Annotated in this window: 16 protein-coding genes and 2 pseudogenes; 6 read left to right on the top strand and 12 right to left on the bottom strand. The window is 54.1% G+C overall.

Annotated features, from left to right (window positions below; all coding sequences use genetic code 11):
* Nucleotides 1-48: 48 nt before the first annotated feature.
* The 5 genes from AC3B6A_RS18170 to AC3B6A_RS18150 all read right to left on the bottom strand — a co-directional run bounded on the left by AC3B6A_RS18170 (nucleotide 49) and on the right by AC3B6A_RS18150 (nucleotide 2,888).
* Nucleotides 49-741 carry a TetR/AcrR family transcriptional regulator gene (locus tag AC3B6A_RS18170; RefSeq protein WP_181926015.1) on the bottom strand — a complete coding sequence of 231 codons (693 nt, stop codon included), beginning with the start codon at nucleotides 739-741 and terminating at the stop codon, nucleotides 49-51.
* Nucleotides 742-793: 52 nt separating this feature from the next.
* A complete protein-coding gene (locus tag AC3B6A_RS18165; RefSeq protein ID WP_366917378.1) occupies nucleotides 794-982 on the bottom strand; it encodes an IS3 family transposase in 189 nt (62 codons plus the stop codon).
* Nucleotides 983-1,458: 476 nt separating this feature from the next.
* A complete protein-coding gene (locus tag AC3B6A_RS18160) occupies nucleotides 1,459-2,013 on the bottom strand; it encodes a hypothetical protein (protein WP_225617171.1) in 555 nt (184 codons plus the stop codon).
* A complete protein-coding gene (locus AC3B6A_RS18155) occupies nucleotides 2,006-2,251 on the bottom strand; it encodes a BrxR family transcriptional regulator (RefSeq protein WP_141679811.1) in 246 nt (81 codons plus the stop codon). Before AC3B6A_RS18155 ends, AC3B6A_RS18160 begins: the two co-directional genes overlap by 8 nt.
* Nucleotides 2,208-2,888: a BrxR family helix-turn-helix transcriptional regulator gene (locus AC3B6A_RS18150; RefSeq protein WP_488398577.1), complete on the bottom strand. Its 681-nt coding sequence runs from the start codon at nucleotides 2,886-2,888 to the stop codon at nucleotides 2,208-2,210. Before AC3B6A_RS18150 ends, AC3B6A_RS18155 begins: the two co-directional genes overlap by 44 nt.
* A gap of 130 nt (nucleotides 2,889-3,018) precedes the next feature.
* On the opposite strand from AC3B6A_RS18150, the gene mblB reads away from it, so the two are divergent.
* From mblB to AC3B6A_RS18130, 4 genes are all read left to right on the top strand, one after another.
* Nucleotides 3,019-4,209: an anti-phage 6A-MBL system MBL-fold protein gene (gene mblB, locus AC3B6A_RS18145; protein WP_061562284.1), complete on the top strand. Its 1,191-nt coding sequence runs from the start codon at nucleotides 3,019-3,021 to the stop codon at nucleotides 4,207-4,209.
* A complete protein-coding gene (gene cap2-3 / locus AC3B6A_RS18140) occupies nucleotides 4,206-6,431 on the top strand; it encodes an anti-phage 6A-MBL system cap2_3 protein (protein ID WP_061562283.1) in 2,226 nt (741 codons plus the stop codon). Before mblB ends, cap2-3 begins: the two co-directional genes overlap by 4 nt.
* Nucleotides 6,432-6,522: 91 nt before the next feature.
* Nucleotides 6,523-7,257: a hypothetical protein gene (locus AC3B6A_RS18135; protein ID WP_147310753.1), complete on the top strand. Its 735-nt coding sequence runs from the start codon at nucleotides 6,523-6,525 to the stop codon at nucleotides 7,255-7,257.
* 30 nt (nucleotides 7,258-7,287) lie between these two features.
* Nucleotides 7,288-7,506, top strand: coding sequence for a hypothetical protein (locus tag AC3B6A_RS18130; protein WP_145923929.1), 219 nt, complete (start codon nucleotides 7,288-7,290; stop codon nucleotides 7,504-7,506).
* Between the two features lie 157 nt (nucleotides 7,507-7,663).
* Here the strand turns inward: AC3B6A_RS18130 and AC3B6A_RS18125 are convergent, their stop codons facing one another.
* Entirely contained in the window at nucleotides 7,664-8,119 is a 456-nt protein-coding gene (locus tag AC3B6A_RS18125; RefSeq protein WP_116424773.1) for a PaaI family thioesterase, read from the bottom strand.
* A gap of 449 nt (nucleotides 8,120-8,568) precedes the next feature.
* Between AC3B6A_RS18125 and AC3B6A_RS18120 the strand changes: the two genes are divergently transcribed.
* Nucleotides 8,569-8,883 (top strand): hypothetical protein, encoded by a 315-nt coding sequence (locus tag AC3B6A_RS18120; protein WP_116424902.1) that lies wholly within the window; start codon nucleotides 8,569-8,571, stop codon nucleotides 8,881-8,883.
* A gap of 76 nt (nucleotides 8,884-8,959) precedes the next feature.
* Complete coding sequence (locus tag AC3B6A_RS18115) at nucleotides 8,960-9,151, top strand: hypothetical protein (RefSeq protein WP_153562516.1); 192 nt, start codon at nucleotides 8,960-8,962, stop codon at nucleotides 9,149-9,151.
* 300 nt (nucleotides 9,152-9,451) lie between these two features.
* Here the strand turns inward: AC3B6A_RS18115 and AC3B6A_RS18110 are convergent.
* The 6 genes and pseudogenes from AC3B6A_RS18110 to AC3B6A_RS18085 form a co-directional block, all read right to left on the bottom strand.
* Nucleotides 9,452-9,595 (bottom strand): annotated as a pseudogene (locus AC3B6A_RS18110) (DUF4158 domain-containing protein); the annotation flags it as partial.
* A gap of 3 nt (nucleotides 9,596-9,598) precedes the next feature.
* Nucleotides 9,599-9,898: pseudogene (locus tag AC3B6A_RS18105) on the bottom strand (helix-turn-helix domain-containing protein); the annotation flags it as partial.
* Nucleotides 9,889-12,144 carry a hypothetical protein gene (locus AC3B6A_RS18100; RefSeq protein WP_145923928.1) on the bottom strand — a complete coding sequence of 752 codons (2,256 nt, stop codon included), beginning with the start codon at nucleotides 12,142-12,144 and terminating at the stop codon, nucleotides 9,889-9,891. The gene AC3B6A_RS18100 and the pseudogene AC3B6A_RS18105, both read right to left, overlap by 10 nt.
* Before the next feature lie 24 nt (nucleotides 12,145-12,168).
* Entirely contained in the window at nucleotides 12,169-14,859 is a 2,691-nt protein-coding gene (locus AC3B6A_RS18095; RefSeq protein WP_042929796.1) for an AAA family ATPase, read from the bottom strand.
* Nucleotides 14,860-15,074: 215 nt separating this feature from the next.
* Nucleotides 15,075-15,446 (bottom strand): tyrosine-type recombinase/integrase, encoded by a 372-nt coding sequence (locus AC3B6A_RS18090; protein ID WP_042929798.1) that lies wholly within the window; start codon nucleotides 15,444-15,446, stop codon nucleotides 15,075-15,077.
* Nucleotides 15,447-15,776: 330 nt separating this feature from the next.
* Nucleotides 15,777-17,024: a ribonucleotide-diphosphate reductase subunit beta gene (locus AC3B6A_RS18085; protein WP_488398575.1), complete on the bottom strand. Its 1,248-nt coding sequence runs from the start codon at nucleotides 17,022-17,024 to the stop codon at nucleotides 15,777-15,779.
* Between the last annotated feature and the right edge of the window lie 174 nt (nucleotides 17,025-17,198).

Here is a 17,198-nt window from a genome sequence, read left to right as displayed (position 1 = left end):
CCTGTTTTCAGCGGTTGAAAAGAATGGTCATGACACTTGGTTTTGCCTCTAGGTGCGAGTACTTGGGGTGATTGTGGCTATGTCAAGTTGTTGAGTGTCGCTAGAGTAATTCTGGCCTGCCGCCAATAGACCTGCCAGGAAGAAACTATGGAAGAAGTCTAAGAGCGCGGCGGCTGTAGTTTTCTTCATGTCGATGGTGGGATTTTTGTAAGTGTTTTCCATGAGTAGAGCAATACAAGGTCCGACAATGCAGAGTACGAAGTACGGCAGGTCGGGAGCGGTTCTAGGAATGCCGCTAATCTGGCTAGAAATCTCCAGTAGTCTCGATATTTGAGCATCACCCTCTTTTTCAAAGAGCTTCTGAAGTCTCGAAGATGGCTGGAATAGTTCTCTTATAAGTATCTGGACATACCATATGTCTTTTGTTGTAATTATGTCGATCAGACGCTCTAAGGTGCGACGCAATTGTATCGATGCCGGGAGCCCTAGGTCAGAGGTAGGGCTCAGTTCTGGAAGGCGATCTATTCGCCTTTTAGCTTCGGAAATAACCTCCTCGTAAAGCTTTGCGCGACTGCCAAAATGGTAATTTATTGAGGCAGAGCTGGTGCCAGATTTCTCTGCAATTAATGCGCTTTTCACTCCTGCCAGACCGTACTTAGCAATAAGCCGACCGGCCTCCTCAATAATGTGCTCGCGAGTGGCAGCGCCGTCTGATCTTGATGAGGAATGACTGTTGGTCACGTGAGTCTCCGCTTTGATCTGCTTTGTGGCCTGATCCGCAACTGATGTGCAGTTAGTTAAGGCTATTACTTGCATTTCGCCGCTCAAACTCCATCGGACGGAGATTGCCCAATATCGAGTGGCGACGGAGGTGATTGTAAAGGTAGATGCAGTCGAGCAAGTCACTTTTCGCATTCTGGTTGCTGGTGTAGTGCGTCAGGTACAGCCGTTCTGCTTTCGGCGAGCGGAAGAAACGCTCCACCTCCGTATTGTCCCGGCAAGCCTCTGGTTGCGAGGGGCTGTGCAGGATGCGAATTTGCCGGGACCAAGGCTAAGTAGTCGTAGGTACAGCCGTACCAACCGTTCCTTCGCCGACTTCAACAACACCATGTGCCTGAGCCCGGCGCTGACCATCGACCGCGAACAGGCCGACCAGATCCTTTCGATCCTCGATGAGGCTCTGGCAGAGGAGGGGAAAGTTTTCTAATGAAGTCCCATGGGCAACGACGGGAAGCGGTGTCGATGGGCTTTGTCAGAGCGATTCCGGTGCTGTCCCTAACATGCCCCCTTGAAGTGAAAAATTCCAGCTCATAGTGACAAATGACGCAAATAGAGCAACGTGGTTACATCTTCACTTTCGCGGTTTCGACATAAAGAAAGTCGATCTCGAAGTAGTCAGATATACATATTTTTCACTCTAGATCACCAAAGTATCTGTGATTTTGCACATACTAACGATCAGGGTGTCTTGGAAGGCGTGGATGTTCCGCTGGGCGGCGGCGTTGGTTCTCCGGCAAGGGTTTTGGCGCTTCTTGATTTGTCAATCCCCCAAACGGCCTTCGCTACCTCTTCAATTTTTGCAACGAACTTGTCGACGTTGAAACCGGCGATGAATGCAAGGGCGAAGAAACCAATCTCGCTTGCGTCGGCCTTTGAGCTCGACTCCAGCACAAGGAGGCCAGCTTTGAGGAATAGAAAACTGACTGCCCCGGCAATAGTGCTGGTGATGGGGCGAATGAAATACCAGATGTGCCAGTCTGGGTCCCAACGCTTATGAACGCATTTGTTTAGGTATATCGCCCGGAAGCAATACAGCGCCCCGCCCACATAAGCGATAGCGCCACACATGAGCGGCACGCGCAATGGCGCGTAGGGGACTGGTAACCAACCTAATGCCATGGCACCTATCGAGTAGGTTGCGAAGATGAGCCAGCCCAATAGATAGAACAGGATCCCTAGGATCATCCATATGTGCTTGGCTGGAGCGTCCCCTGTTACGCCGTTATCACTCATTTTGCTGTGCCTCCCCTATAGGAATATGTTCCTCGATGCGAAGCATGACGATTTGCTGGGAGTCATTCACGGGGTCGCCCGCCTTGAGATTCAAGTTCAGGCGGCGATTGAGGTAGTAGAGCTGGGCTTTGCGGGCACGAAGCTTGGTTTCTCCATTTACCATTTGGTAGTCGTGCTCAATCGCTCGGCGCTTATTAGGGGGGTAAGTCGGATTGGGTCCGATGACTACGTCGATCAATGTTTCCCACTCTGCATCTCGTGGGATAGGTGAGGGGGGGGGGGGAGGAGTTGATGACCTCTGTAATTCGCCCCAGTACAAAGTCCTTGAAAATGAGCGACCTGAAACAGAATGCTCGGACGTGCCACCGGAAGCCGTCGCTTGCAAACGACGTCGGGTAAATGGTTCGTAGTGTCGGCTCATCGAAGTGAGTCATTGAGCGATAGTCAACGGTGAGCGCCTCACTTCTTTGGATCGCTCTGATCAGATGTATGAGTATTTGCGCGTCGACCTGTCGGGTAGGTGAGGGCAGGCTTGCCACTGGTGGTGCCCACCCAACGAAGCTGTCACTGGCAGCGACCGTACCAGTCTCTCGCAACAGCAGTTCATTGAGGTAATGGCTGCTGCTTGGATTAGTCAGGACGGGCCGAAATGCTGAAGTGGCCACGTAGGTCTTCAGCGTGCGGTCATAGACCATATTGCCTGGCGCCAGCTCTTGATAAGCCGCAAGGTCAAGTGATGCCTGGGGTACCGATATCCGGAAGAAGGTCGTCAGATCAGAGCGGTTAAGCCGCCCCTCCCAAAGCAATCGAAAATCGATGAACTCCAGGCGACGATCTTGTCCCCAGCGTCCGGTGCGAGCTGTTGGACTGGTCATAGGCGTTCCGCTAAAGTAATTGTGGGCATAAAAAATAGTCGCATAAAGTCTAGACGGGTAGTTTTTCTATGCGTATCTTAGCGTGCCTGTTGGCTTTCTCAAGCTCGCGTAGCGACCCGGGGAGGGTTTTATGGCGGCGAAGATCACATTTTTCCAAGTCGGCAATGGTGACATGACGCTTGTTCGTCTCGCGGACACGCGTGTTACAACTATTCTCATTGACAGCAATATTCGTGCAGCAGCTGATGATCCTGATGATGAGACGCCAGACGTCGCAAAGGCGCTTCGCAAGCGGCTGATGATCGACAAGGACGGACGTCCGTTTGTTGATGTGTTTCTGCTGAGTCACCCCGACCAGGACCACTGTCGAGGTCTGATTAAGCATTTCTGGCTGGGTGATCCCGCCGATTATCCCGACGACGATCTGGATCAGGCTGACAGGCGCATCCTGATCGGTGAGATCTGGTCTTCGCCCCTGATTTTCCGTCGTCGCTCAGCAAACCATACGCTGTGTAACGATGCCGGGGCATTCGACAAGGAAGCCCGGCGCAGGGTCAAATACTGGCGTACCTATAGGAGTGCCAGCACCGGCAACCGTATCCTCATCATGGGAGAGGACATCAAGGGTAAGACTGACGACCTTGGATCGATTGTCATCAAGTCGGGCGACAAGTTCAGCCGAATTGACGGAGAGGATTGCTCTGCATTTTTTAGAGCTCACCTGCTGGCCCCGACGCCGCATGACGATGATGAGGCGCTCGAGGAGCAGCTCAGCAAGAATGAGTCCAGCGTTGTCATGAATATGGAGATCTCTCAATCGGCGTATTCGCCTTCTAAGGCTCGTTTCCTGATTGGCGGTGACGCAGCGGTGCTTATCTGGGAGCGCCTGTGGGATCGTTTTGAGCGGTCCCCTGAGACCCTTGAGTACGATCTACTTCTTGCTCCCCACCATTGCTCTTGGCGCACCCTGTCTTACGACAGTTGGTCGGAGAATGGGGAGGACGCCAGGCTCAACGAAGGTGCGCGTAATGCCCTTGGCCAAGCCCGTAGTGGCGCAACCATTGTCTCCAGTAGCAAAGAGATTCTCGACGACGACATCGACCCGCCGAACATTCGTGCAAAGCGTGAGTACAAGGATATCCTGGACGGGGTGGATGGCTGGTTTGGCTGCACGGGAGATCTGAAGGATGAAGCAGTTCTGGAGTTCACGGTGGAGTCGGGCGGTACAGTCAGGCGGGCCACTGTGGCGGCGGTCCTGGCTGGGGCTGCAACGACTTCGGTAGCGGCTGCAGTCGCGCCGCGGGCTGGAAGCGGAAAATGATCGAGTACTTCGAGCTCGGCGACGCTGTGGCGTGCTTCCAGGAGGATGCACTCTATCCCGAGACGATCACGCTTCTGAACGCTTGTCGTGCGAGCCCGCACATCGATGTACGCGAATTGCGGTGTGAGACGATTGATGGGGCTCGCACGGATTACATTATCATTGATGCTGGCGACGGCACCGTAGACTCTGGAAACCCCGCTGGCATTCGTCGACGAGAGCGCTTGGCAATAGGGATCAATCCGCAGTATCGGGTACCTATTTTGGTACACACGCTGCGTAAGGATTTTCCTGCGCTCTCACATCAGCACCCGACCGTGCTTGGGCGTCCTAGGATGCTCTGCTTGTATGATTCTGCATGGGCAGCAGTGCAGCGCGGTTGGACGCCACAGCGCTTCATTGCACGGATGTTCTGGTGGCTAAGAGAGTCGGCACAACTCAAACTACATCGGGAGGATCAGCCTCTCGAGCCGCTTTTCTATATGAGCCCCTGCCAGCTGATTCTTCCTGCCAATTATGCGGATTACATCGCCTCAGATGATCAGGCACTTAACTTTTTGAGGGTGCCGTCAGAAGAATCGATCATCCTTCGGGCTGTACCAGCTGATCCGTCAAATCAATCCAAAGCCGTTAGGGTAATCTCCATCAACGTGCCACCCGTGGATTCAACCGCAGTGGTTGCTCTGCCTGGCACGCTTGGTTCATTGCAGGAGCAGTTGGAGGCCTGGGGGAGCGATCTAGCAGAACAGTTGTACACCAGTGTCTTTGACGCCATCCCAGATGGTGTTGTGCTCGCTGACGGGGCTGGTGAGGGGATGTTGATCCTCCTGTGGGTTCCTCGCACTCGCGCTGGGGCTCTCGAGCGGGCAGATGTGATCGGTTACTTGATGACTTCGTCCCTGCTTGAGCTTGCTGATGCGTTTGAGATGCTTGGTATGCCCGATCAGAATGGTCGTCGCTTGCGGATCGCTCTGCTTGATGGGTACCGGGGCTCTGGATGGCGCTCCCTGCCGCTATTGCCGGTAGAGGTGCGTTCGGCTCTCACTGCACAATTCGCTCGAGAGCTGTCTGCGGTGGAGCCAGAGAGCGCACAGTTCGACGGAGTCTTAGCCGGTGTAGGTGCGCTAGGTAGTGCTTTGGCTGACCTCTGGGTTCGTCAGGGCTGGGGGCGGTGGACGTATGTCGATCCGGATCGGCTCATGCCACACAACCTCAGTCGTCACCTAGCATCCGATGACTGCATCGGCTTTCTTAAAGCTGACGTCATGCGCGCATTTGCACGGGACATTTACCCCAATGAACTGGCGCCAGTTGCCATTGCAAAAAGCATTGTCGCCGATGACGAACAGGTCCATGCCGCATTGGATAAAGCTCAACTCGTCGTCGACGTTACGACTACCTTCGAAGTTCCTCGCGAGCTGGCTCATATGCAGGATGCACCTCGTACGGTGAGCCTTTTCCTGGCGCCGTCGGGGCTTTCGAGCGTGATGATTCTTGAAGACCAGGATCGAAAGCAACGCATCGATGGACTCGAGGGACAGTACTACCGGGCGATTTTGACCAGCGAATGGGGTAGCACACATTTAGCCAATCACTTGGGCGATCGCTGGGTCGGTGGTGGATGCCGAGATATTTCGGTACGGATGTCCAATGAGAGTGTTCATACCCACGCAGGTATTCTGTCGCGTCAGCTGCGGCAGTCGGTGCTTAGGCCGGACGCGCGCCTCTGCATCTGGACCTATGAGGAGCATTCCGGAGCAGTGTCTGCTCATGAAGTGCCGGTATGGGACGTAGTTTCCCGGGAGTCGAACGGCTGGACAATTAAATACGATACTTTCTTGGTCGAGAAGCTCAGGCACGCTCGGGTTGCGGCTCTTCCTAATGAAACTGGTGGAAGCGTCCTAGGTGTCACGGATTTTAAGTCCAAGACTATTGTTGTTGTCGACGTGCTTCCCACTCCGAGTGATAGTCGGGCTAGCTCCAGTCATTTCATTAGAGGGGAAGAGGGCCAGCAAGAGATGCTTGAGGAGGTGCACCGCCGAACTGCGCGAGTGGTGGACTATATTGGCGAATGGCATTCCCACCCAGATGGTTGTTCTTCTCGCCCAAGCCAAGATGATGAGAAATTGCTCGATACGTTGCACCGCAAGATGAGTGCGGAGGGCCTCCCTGCCTTGATGGTCATTGTCGCCAGGGATGAGGAGTCATTCCTTGTGCGTTAGCGCACTCCGCAGGCAAGCAGCGCGCATAGATTATGCTGTAGGGGGGGGGATTTAGTCCTGCGCTAGGTGATTGATTGCTTGGAGTTTGGAGGTGTTCTTGAAAGTCTTTTGGTATTTGTTGAACTCAATATCTGGTATGTTTTTCATGGGGGACATGCTACTTCAAACCGAAAAGGCTAGGCAGTTTATGCAAGAGGTTGATCGTGGTTATTTTTCGATGATCTCTATAGCTAGGCGTTCGCAAGTCTCGGTGGTATTGGTTTGGGTCGCCAAGGTCTTTGGTGGATTGGCTTTCTTTTCTTTTTTAATGATTCTAATCGCAGGCTGGTTTCGTTGGAGGCTGGATGGTATCGGCTTCGCTTTAGTTACCACGTTTCTTGGGGCTGTGCTACTTACAGGGTCTTTATTTTGGGTTCTCCGACATAGAATAATTATTCGGGAGTTTCTGGGGATTGCCGGATTTTTTGGGGGTTCCTGCCTGATGCTGCCAATGGGAGATATGCTATTGAATATAAATGTCACCCAAGGTATCGCATCTCTGATTGCTCGTGATTATGGCTACTTGTGGGGTGGTGCTATTCCTGTTGGTTTACTTCAAAGTGCTCTTGTTCTGGGGAGTATCTTTATTATATCGCTTGCGTGCCTATACCTGTTTGCCTGGGTGTACGCAGCACCAGTAGCTCTGTTTGCGATTTCTATTGTCGCCATGCCGATACTTTGGGCTCGGCTTAATTTGAGGTTGTTCCCGAAGCGACCAATAGTCCTTTTGTTTTTGGTTGTCTTTTTAATTAGTACTGCTGCTCTTGTTTTCTTCAATTGGGATTGACGTCTAGGTGATGGTTTGCCAGGTTTCTCGTTGAGCCTCGTCCGTGCTGTGCAGATACTTGCTTCTCATTTGTGTTTTCGAACTATCAATCTGTTCACCATCGGCAAAGAGTCACCTAGCTATGATAATGATGAGCTGTTCGTCAATCACGTGCTCAGGGACGATCGTGATGTCTTTCATACGCAGGCTACGGACACCGTAGTCGAGTTCGGCGTGACAATTTTGGCACAGGCAGATACTGATGGATGAATGCCAGCAAAGCTATGCGGAGACGTCGCATCCTGGGCCGAGTTTTAGCAAGAGGCATTGGAAGCGACGACATCTGTACCACAAATACAACAGAACCCACCGAACGGTCGTATGATGGCTTCTGGTTTTAGTTTTAATCTCGTGCTGACTCTTACGCTCACGCGTTAAAGCGAAATACAATCATCTCTCCCGTGGCACACACTTGGCCATTGGCACTCAGAGAAAGTTCTATAATCGCCTTTCTACCCTCCAGAGACTTAAGCTTCCCCTCGAGACTCAACTCGACACAGAGCGGGGTTGGCTTGCGATAAACAACCGTGAGTGTTCCGGTGACAAATCGAATCGCCTCAACCTCGTCGCCCATCTGGCGATTCTCAGCTAGATAGCAGAAGGCGGCTGCGCTTGCGGCACCGTGGCAATCGAGGAGCGATGCAATCAGTCCGCCGTAGGCATTGCCTGGATAACCACCGCTGTACATCGGGTCGGGAAGAAATCGTGCTTGCACCACGTCCCCGATTAGGTAGCTCTTCAGCTTGTGGCCATTTTCATTCTCCGTGCCGCAGTCATAGCAGTGTGCGAACTCCTCCGGATAGTGATCCTGAGTTGCCAACATACCGTTCCTTCTTTTGATTGGTCGTAAACGCACATTGATATTGCCTTCCTGTCGCAACGTATCAGAGCAATCTGCTGGTGGTCATCTATTAAATTGTGAGAATGCGCATGTGGGGACACTTGGATTGCAGCGAGGCTCAGGGCTGTGTGAAAGGTTGTTCGAAGAGCTCATCGGAGGCGAGACAGGCTTTGTGCCTGTTCACTTTCACTCATTCGATGACGGAAGGCAGTATGCCGTCTGTGTTTGAAATGGCTCAATACCGGCCTCGGACCGGTGAATGCCTGAATGCGGCCCAAGCTGTGTGAAAATCTCTGCTGAGTTCTGCCGCTGGTCCGGAGCACCGAAGGGCCGTTTTCGGGGAGCACATAACCCCACCGTGCAAGGCACCTGAAGGAGTATCGTGTGTCGGATAAACGATGTCGTACATGTACCCGAGCAGGAGGTTCTCAATGAAGATCACAGCTATGGAACAGACCGAATCGGTCAGAGATGTCCTATGCGACGTTTGTGGCGATAGCACGCGTGTTGAAGGGTATGGATTGCAATTTGGTACTCTTCGCGCCAGTTGGGGTTATGGCTCGTCCCATGATGGTGAGCGCTATGAGGTCCATCTGTGCGAGCCCTGCTTTTTTAGGGTGCTTTCCGGGCTCAGGCGAGAGCGCATGGTGAGCTTCATGTTCGGCGATGAGGACCAAGAGCTCAGCCATTTTGGACGCCTTGCTCGCGATGATTTCTTCAATGACTGCGGTAGCACGACCTCCTGATTTCCTGCTACGAGGGCTTTGCCCAGCGCTGGCATGCGGATATGCGGTGAGCGAAAGGCGGCAGGAGGAATAAGCCATGAAGGGAGTACTCCAGCCAGCGGCGCTATCGGTCGCCGAGCTGATCGACTGCCTGCGTCCCACGAACGAGGCGCCCTATTCGGTTGAGCACTATGCCGAGATCTTTGGCCTCAGCCCTGCCGTGTTTGCCGACCAGATCATTGCCTATCGTCGCAGCCACCTATCGCACTGTCTTGCGCTCCGTGGATGAGCGTTATGACGTTCGCGGCTATGACGGTGGCGGCCTACCTGGCGCACCGCGCCACCCTGCCTGAGGCGCAGCGGGCATACTTCGAGCAGCATGCACCAGCGGAGGTGGATGGCCTGCCTGGAAAAGTTCACGGCCAAGTTGCTGTTTGGCTGCAAGGGGCGCTTTTCGCCGCAAGAGTACCGTTACTAATGAGCGACTGATCTCGAGTTCGGAGTCGCATGCGAGAACCGCACGTCAAAATACCTACGATGACATCACGTGACGAGGACATGGGCCATAGTTGACCTCAGTACCTGGCGAGCGGTTGGCGTCGCCGCGCCGCTGGCGAATCAGCGACAGATCGGAGTCGTTGAAGGTGTAGTAACGGACCAGGTCATCCTGGCTTTCCGGCAGCGCGAGCAGGCTATCCCGCCCCGTGGCTGAGAGGATCAAGCGACGCGGCATGTATCAATCGTCCGTGCGGAGGTACTGATAGAGGGTTTCCCGGCTGATGTTGAATTCACGGGCGAGTTGCGCCTTGGACTGGCCGGCCCTCACCCGCTGCCGCAGGGTAACAGCTTGCTCGTCGGACAGGGCTTTCTTGCGGCCCCGATACGCGCCGCGTTGCTTCGTCAGGACAATACCTTCGCGCTGCCGATCACGGATCAGGGTGCGCTCGAATTCAGCAAAGGCCCCCATCATCGACAGCATTAGGTTGGTCATCGGCGAGTCCTCACCAGCGAATACTAGGCCCTCCTTCAGGAGTTCATGAGGAGATCGGCAGCTTCGTGAATATTTTTCGATCTCAGTTTTATATTTTCAGGCCGCCCAAGCTGAGTATATTTCAAGGTATCTACCATGCTTCCCCAAAACTTGCACCGCTCTACAGTCTCCTTTTCCTCAGCGACTGATCTTTTACAAATCTCCGCAACAACCTGTTCATACCAGTCAGCAGACATAGAGTTAATAGCATTATTTGCAATCAGTTGAATGCCGGGGCGATCTATTATATTAATTATTTTTGCCTCATTAATTAAATTTTCGATTAGCTCTGTGCAAAAAGTCATTCGCAGCATTCCGCTCATGAGCCCTCGCCAAGGCATGTAGCTTACATTTTTTACCACCATTGGAAGCAGCATTGACATGCGGAATAGAAGTCGAGCAATGAAGGAGGCGGATTGAACAGCGTTCACAGGTAGAAGCGTTCCAAGCACTGTCATAGCTCCTAGTGCAAGCATACCGCTAGCGGTTGCTCCGTGTCCGCCATCTACTGGAATAGTATCGCAAGCACTGAGCAATACAATAGGAGGCATATTGATCTGGCTCTGTAACTCCCAAACATTTAATTCCTCGCCCCCAACTATAATTGAGCCCATAGCAGAATCTGTTTTTAGTGAGCCGTGACCATCAAAAATCATCAGCGCCCCTTTGAAGCTATTAATTATAGCAACAAATTCTTCAGATGACTCAATATCAACAATCCTGTATTTTGGATATTCCTCATGCATGTTGGTCCAATGCTGAAGAGTGGTTTCAAGAGTGTATTTGATTTTGTCGCTTTCCGAGAAAGATCGAACAATCAATATCTCATCAAAGTCAGAGAGAGCTATTGTCTTATGTCGACTTCTAAGGGTTTGGAGTAAGTTTATATTGCCTGGAGTTGCTGGTATCCGGCTGACGTCACATCTTAACATCAATGGCAACCCCCTCAGCGGAAGCCATTCAAGTGGTAAATCAGTTACTATAGACACCCCGGAAAACTCGGGAAGCTTTTCTTTAAAAAAAGACAAAAATCGCTTGTCAACCAACAAGAGCATTCGCTCCTTAAGTGTCATTCCGAGCTTGTTTAATTTAAAATTGGCATGACAGCCATTCCCTCTGGCGCAATTGGCTAGATTGATTAAATCGCCTTTGATCTTATTTATTTTAGGCTCAATTCGGATGATCGGAAATAAATCAGACAAGCCCAATATGCCCAAGGAGATATTGAACAACTCAAGCTCTTGCCGATGTAGCGAAATAAAAGTTTTCCCCACAGAATCTGAGGTTATGGCAGCTATCGCTTCTGATTGATAGCCAACCAATCTTCTAATGTAATTCTCAGACTTTACAGCTGAGTTAACATAGATTCTGAGGGCGGCGACAAGTTCTTTTTTTAGAGAGCCATCAGGGAATAGCTTATCTAAATCTACCTTGTAGATTCTCCATAGAATCGGCTCTACACTGATACATAAACGGTTTTCAGTAGAAGCGTTATCTGTCAGGCTCGATCTGCTCCCCCATAGCGCTCGACTACTACGTAGTATCGCCGGGATGTAGTTTTCATTGCCGCTGGGCATGAGTCTCCCCTCGCGGACAATGTCCAAGCATAAACTTTCGGCTATCAATTCATTTGCATATGTCAGCCCATGACGATAGCCAGGGAAAGCTAATCGCTTCCAAGACTTTTTCTTGGGCCCTAGCACTTCACTTACTGCCTCAAAAAACTCTTGCGGCACTCTACCGTCTTCTAGAAGAGCAAGAGCTCTTGCTATGGCATAGTTACCTATTTTTCTTGGACTAAAATCCCTTTCTTCCTTGCTCGCTGATTTTGCGGTAGATATGTGCAAGAACCCATTCCCGTACTCGCTCGAGAGGAAGTCTTTGACGGGGAGATACATTCGCTCGTCGGATAGCACTATTTTTAATACTGGAGTTGACTTTGCGTGCGTGTACATTGACTCGATATTAACTGGTATGCACACAAAGCTAGTTATGCCAGAAGCTCTAGCAGTTGCCACGCTTTTCCTACTGGCCTTGATCTCTCTTACATCAAATGGAAGTTTTGCTGCAAAATCTAACAGCCATCTGGATTTTACAACTTCAGGCCAATACGCTAGAAAGAAAGTTTCCGTATTGTACTCACGAAAGTGCGGGATAAAATAACTGATAGCGAATCTTATATCTCGAAAATGTTCTTCTTCAAAAATCCGCTCCGCTAAATCAGATTCACTTACATATGATTTTCTTGTCATTTGAAAATCCTTTTCAATTACTCACTAGCCACCGAAAAGCTTCTTGCGTTGTGCGGTTCGTTCCCTGCGTAGGTTTTCGTAGGCGGTTCGCCGCTTGGCCGCTTCGTTGATTAGCTCCAAGATCAGAGTGATGTCGCTGTGCAATTCCTCGCGCGTGGGCAGTGGCAGTTGGCGTTCACCCGGGGTGTCATGGGCCTCAGTGGCTTCACAAGCCCGAGCATAAACCGCCAGCATCTTCTCCCACTCATCTGCAGGGTGGCCGATGACGGCGCCAAAGGCCTCGACGCTCACCACGTCGCTGAACGGTTGAACCGTATTGTTCAGGAAAACTTCCCGGATGGCGCGCTCGACGGTACCTCTGAGGCTTGAGTAGCCCGCAGCGATTTGCCGCTCAAGTTCATCATCCGGGTAGCTGTCTTCCGGAGCGCTCAACGCTTTCGCACGATCACGCAGATCAGCCAGGCGGGCTTTGGTGTCCATCGTGGCCCATGTTAGCCCTTCGCTTACCAGTCCTGGCGACTCATCCCAACCAATGGTCTTGTAACTGGCCGGGCGATCAGCGCGCTGAAGTGCCATGGCCAGTTCGGTCAGGAATACCGCGTCATGTGTGAACACCAACACCTGGCGGGTCTCGGCTAGCGCAACCAAACGCCGAGCGATGGCCCGACGATAAACATGGTCTAGAGAGGTTGAGGGGTCGTCAAAAATGACCGTCGAGGTATGTGGCAGAGATTCGAGTTCGGCGATGAACATGGCCATCCCCAAAGCACGCTGTTCCCCCTCGGAAAGCACTTTAGAAGCCTTCGCCGTGATTTCCTGCAGGCGTAGGGTAACCTTGGTCACCCCCAGCTCCGTGCGTCCGGTCAGGTCGGGTTGCACTCGGCGTTTATAGCCCAAGGCTTTCAATTCGGCATTCATGGCGGCGGCCAATGCCTCGGTTACATACGTCGCGGCCAGAGCCGTCAGCTTGCGTGATACCGTTCCAGGATTTAGGGCTGCATGACAGCGGCTTAACACAGCATGAGTCTGCTTGTCCTGAATGAAGCGCTCCACCGCGCCGAGCTGGCCGGAAAGGCGCTGACGCGCATCCAGGTCTGCCAGTTCTTGGCTCAGCGCTAAACGCACAGCAGGATCGGTGGAGGTCCGGAGGGTACTGGCGTCAGCGCGCAGCGAAGCAGCCTTGCTGGCGAACTCACTGTCTAGGTTCGCTTCCGGTGAAAGTGGCTCTGATTCAGGAGACCAGTCTCCCGCTTCCAATGTTTGACTGACCCAAGTGTGCCGGACGGCCCAAACCGAGGCCGCTGTAGTAATGGTGGCGTGTAGATCGGGGAGCCGCTCCGCCACTTCAGCCAGCGTGGGCGCATCCAGGATGCTGAGGTCAACGGCCTTCACTTTCCCCAGAGCGGTCATACGGGCATCGTTGGCTGTTTGTGCATCTGCTGTCGCAGTATCCGAGATAAAAGCTGCAAAACGCCGCATGCGTTCCGCTGCATCGACTGAGTAGGGTTGCTGGCAGAGCACGCAGCGTGCGTCGAGTTCCAGGTGCGGGAATAAATGTCCGGAATATGCTGCCCGCTGAGAGAAGGCTTCAGCGGCCCGGTACATCGTTTGCCAAAGCACATCGCCGGTGCCCTCTAACAGAGTGGCGGTGTGTGAAGCCAATGTTGGTGGTTCCGTGGTGTCCTGTGTCCCCCGCCCCTGGAGGCGCGCTTGTGCTAGTTGCATGGCGAGGTGTGCAGCTTTTTCCGCGGTGATGAGTTCCTTTGCCCTCGCAATGGCCCGGTCACCCACCCATCGTTGTGCCGCCTCGGCACGGCGTTGCGCTTGGTCCAGGCGGGTCGCCAGGCGCTCCAAGGCCAGCGCTTGGGGAGTAGGATCGGTTTCCAGCAGTGTCCGCTTCAGAAACTCAAGCCTTCGGAGTTCCTCGTCAGTGAGCGTTCCCAATCGAACCAGTACTGCGCGATCCGAGTCTGCCCCCAGGCTGGCGATGTAACGGCCGACTTCGGTATTACCCTTCAGCGGCTCGAACTGCTGGGAATCCAGAACCAACGCATTGCGCTCAGCTCCAATCCGGGTCTGCAAGTCGCGCTGCAGCAGGACCAGGCGCGTCAGGTGGATCAGTCCGTATGGCTGAAATGCCGGGGTGCCTTCCGCATCGATATAGTCGTTGGCACAGGCTACGTCGTATACCGATACCGCGCTCAAATGTGGATGGGCTGGCCCGCTCTGAACCCAACGCGCAGTTTCCGGCGTGCCATCCACCAGGATGGAGAATTCAGCAGATGGAGGCCGAGGTGGAGTTGCGGCCCCAAAGGCGTTGGGCAGCACCTCCACTCGATGTCGGGCTTTGCAGGCGTTCTTGAAGACGCGGGCATAGCCGGATTTGCCGGCCCCGTTGTGACCAAAAAAGATGGTCATGCCCTCCGGCACGAGGTCAAATGCTCGACCAGAAGGGAAACCGTTGACCTGATCCAGCCCGGAGACACCGGTCAGTCGCACGGTGGCGCCACTGCAGGCCCCCGGAACGTCATCCAATGTGAATGGTTTGGTGGCCCCTGTGGTCGCATTTTCCCGTTCTTGCTCGCGAACCATTTGCAGGATGGTTTCGATGTCATCTTGGGCGAGTTCGGGCCGCGTAAAAATCCGGCGCAGTGCCTCTTGTTGCCAGGGCCTAAGTCCACCAGTCCACGCGATGATCTCGTCCAGCAATGACATAGCAGTCTCCTTTGCCTGGGCACCCGATTAAAGGACGAGGCTGCACAAATGGCAAGTAGCCATCTGGGGTAGATCGAGGCCATCAGCTGACCGCTACGCACAAGAAATACCGCATGCTTCTGCCTCGGTATCCGTCCCGAACTGGTTGTTGCCAGGCGCCATAGCATCGCCCCCCGGAATCAGATCGATCAGTTATCCCTGTGCCTTCACTCCTGTCACCTGTCGATGTGAGCGAGCAAATGCGTCGAAGTGCCCACAGAGGATTCCAATGCTGGCCTCGCCGCGAGGCTACCGAAGGAGATCGCCGGGTCGGTGTAGCGCATCGCTGATTTAATGTCCTTCCAGCCCACGTAGGTCATCAGCGCTTTGAGATCCCAGCCATTGGCCGTGGCCCAGGTGGCGAAGCCGCGGCTCAGCGAATGACTGGTGTACAGCTCAGCCGGGACACCGGCGCGCAACAATATCTGGCGTAGCAGGCTGATCAGGCTGCCGGGGTGCAGCGCCTTGTTGTTCAGGTGCCCCCAGCGATCCAGGCGGCGAAACACGGCCCCGCGCGCCATGCCGGCGAACTTCGAGGTTCTTGGCATCCATCTGGTGACTCCTTTCCTGCGGCAGTCTGAGTCTAGCGTTCAGTCTCGTACGCAGCCTGTCTGCGATGTGCCGGGAGTGGCTTTATACACATAGGCCACGCCCGCTTAGATTTTTCGGTGTGTGGCGGACGCTTGCGTTTGGCGGGCATCATCAAAAAAAGGCCGGTGTGCATAGCAGCACTCCGGCCCTTTCGACTGCTCCTCTTCACCGCCATCCTTAACGGCTCCAAGGTTCTTGCTTGTTACACTCCGCACTCATTTGGTGCGTTTATTCCACTTTGAAGTGAATAAATTCCAATTCTTAGTGAAAAATGACGACTACTTCCGTCAGTCCCAGCTCAGCGCGCCGCCGGTCTGGTACTCGATCACGCGGGTCTCGAAGAAGTTCTTCTCTTTCTTCAGGTCCATGATTTCGCTCATCCACGGGAACGGGTTGCTGGTGCCCGGGTATTCCTCCTTGAGGCCGATCTGGGTCAGGCGGCGGTTGGCGATGAACTTGAGGTAGTCCTCCATCATCGCCGCGTTCATGCCCAGTACGCCGCGCGGCATGGTGTCGCGAGCGTATTCGATCTCCAGCTGGGTGCCCTGGAGGATCATCTGGGTGGCCTCGTCCTTCATCTGGGCATCCCACAGGTGCGGGTTTTCGATCTTGATCTGGTTGATCACGTCGATGCCGAAGTTCAGGTGCATGGATTCGTCGCGCAGGATGTACTGGAACTGCTCGGCGGTGCCGGTCATCTTGTTGCGGCGGCCCATGGAGAGGATCTGGGTGAAGCCGCAGTAGAAGAAGATGCCTTCGAGCACGCAGTAGTAGGCGATCAGGTTGCGCAGGAACTGGCGGTCGGTCTCCGGGGTGCCGGTGTTGAACTTCGGATCGGAGATCGAGCGGGTGTACTTGAGGCCCCAGGACGCCTTCTTCGCGACGCTCGGGATCTCGTGGTACATGTTGAAGATTTCGCCCTCGTCCATGCCCAGCGACTCGATGCAGTACTGGTAGGCGTGGGTGTGGATCGCTTCTTCGAAGGCCTGGCGCAGGATGTACTGGCGGCATTCGGGGTTGGTGATCAGGCGGTAGACGGCCAGCACCAGGTTGTTGGCGACCAGGGAGTCGGCGGTGGAGAAGAAGCCGAGGTTGCGCATGACGATGCGGCGCTCGTCTTCGCTGAGGCCGTCCTTGCTCTTCCACAGGGCAATGTCGGCGTTCATGTTCACTTCCTGCGGCATCCAGTGGTTGGCGCAACCATCCAGATACTTCTGCCAGGCCCAGTCGTACTTGAAGGGTACGAGCTGGTTGAGGTCGGCGCGGGCGTTGATCATCTGCTTGTCGCCGACCTGTACGCGGGCGGCGGCGCCTTCCAGGTCGTCCAGGCCTTCCTGGATGTCGAGGGCATCGAGGGCCTGCTTGGCGCGGGCGATGGCATCGGAGTCGGCGGCCGAAACGGCGCGGGCGTCTTCCACGGAGCCGGCGGCTTCGGAGTCGAGCTTGTCAGCGCTCTGCGCGGCGGCCTGGGCGACAGCCGGGGCGGCCTTGGTTTCGGTGGCGTCTTCTTTGTCGAATTCGTCCCAGCTCAGCATGGGTCCTCTCCTGTTCTGGACGGCCGTTCTGTGGCGGCCTGATGTCTGGTTGCGTGATGGTGCACGCGAAAGCTCTGGATTCTTGGGGAGGGCTTTCGAAAGCCCCTTTCCCCGGTCCTCTCCCGGAAGGAGAGGGGACTGCATTTGCCATCTATCGGCGTGACGCTGAGCGAG

It is taken from the genome of Pseudomonas sp. B12(2026) (assembly GCF_057767015.1).
The sequence above is the reverse complement of the archived record's forward strand: the minus strand, read 5'-3'. Positions and strand labels throughout refer to the sequence as shown.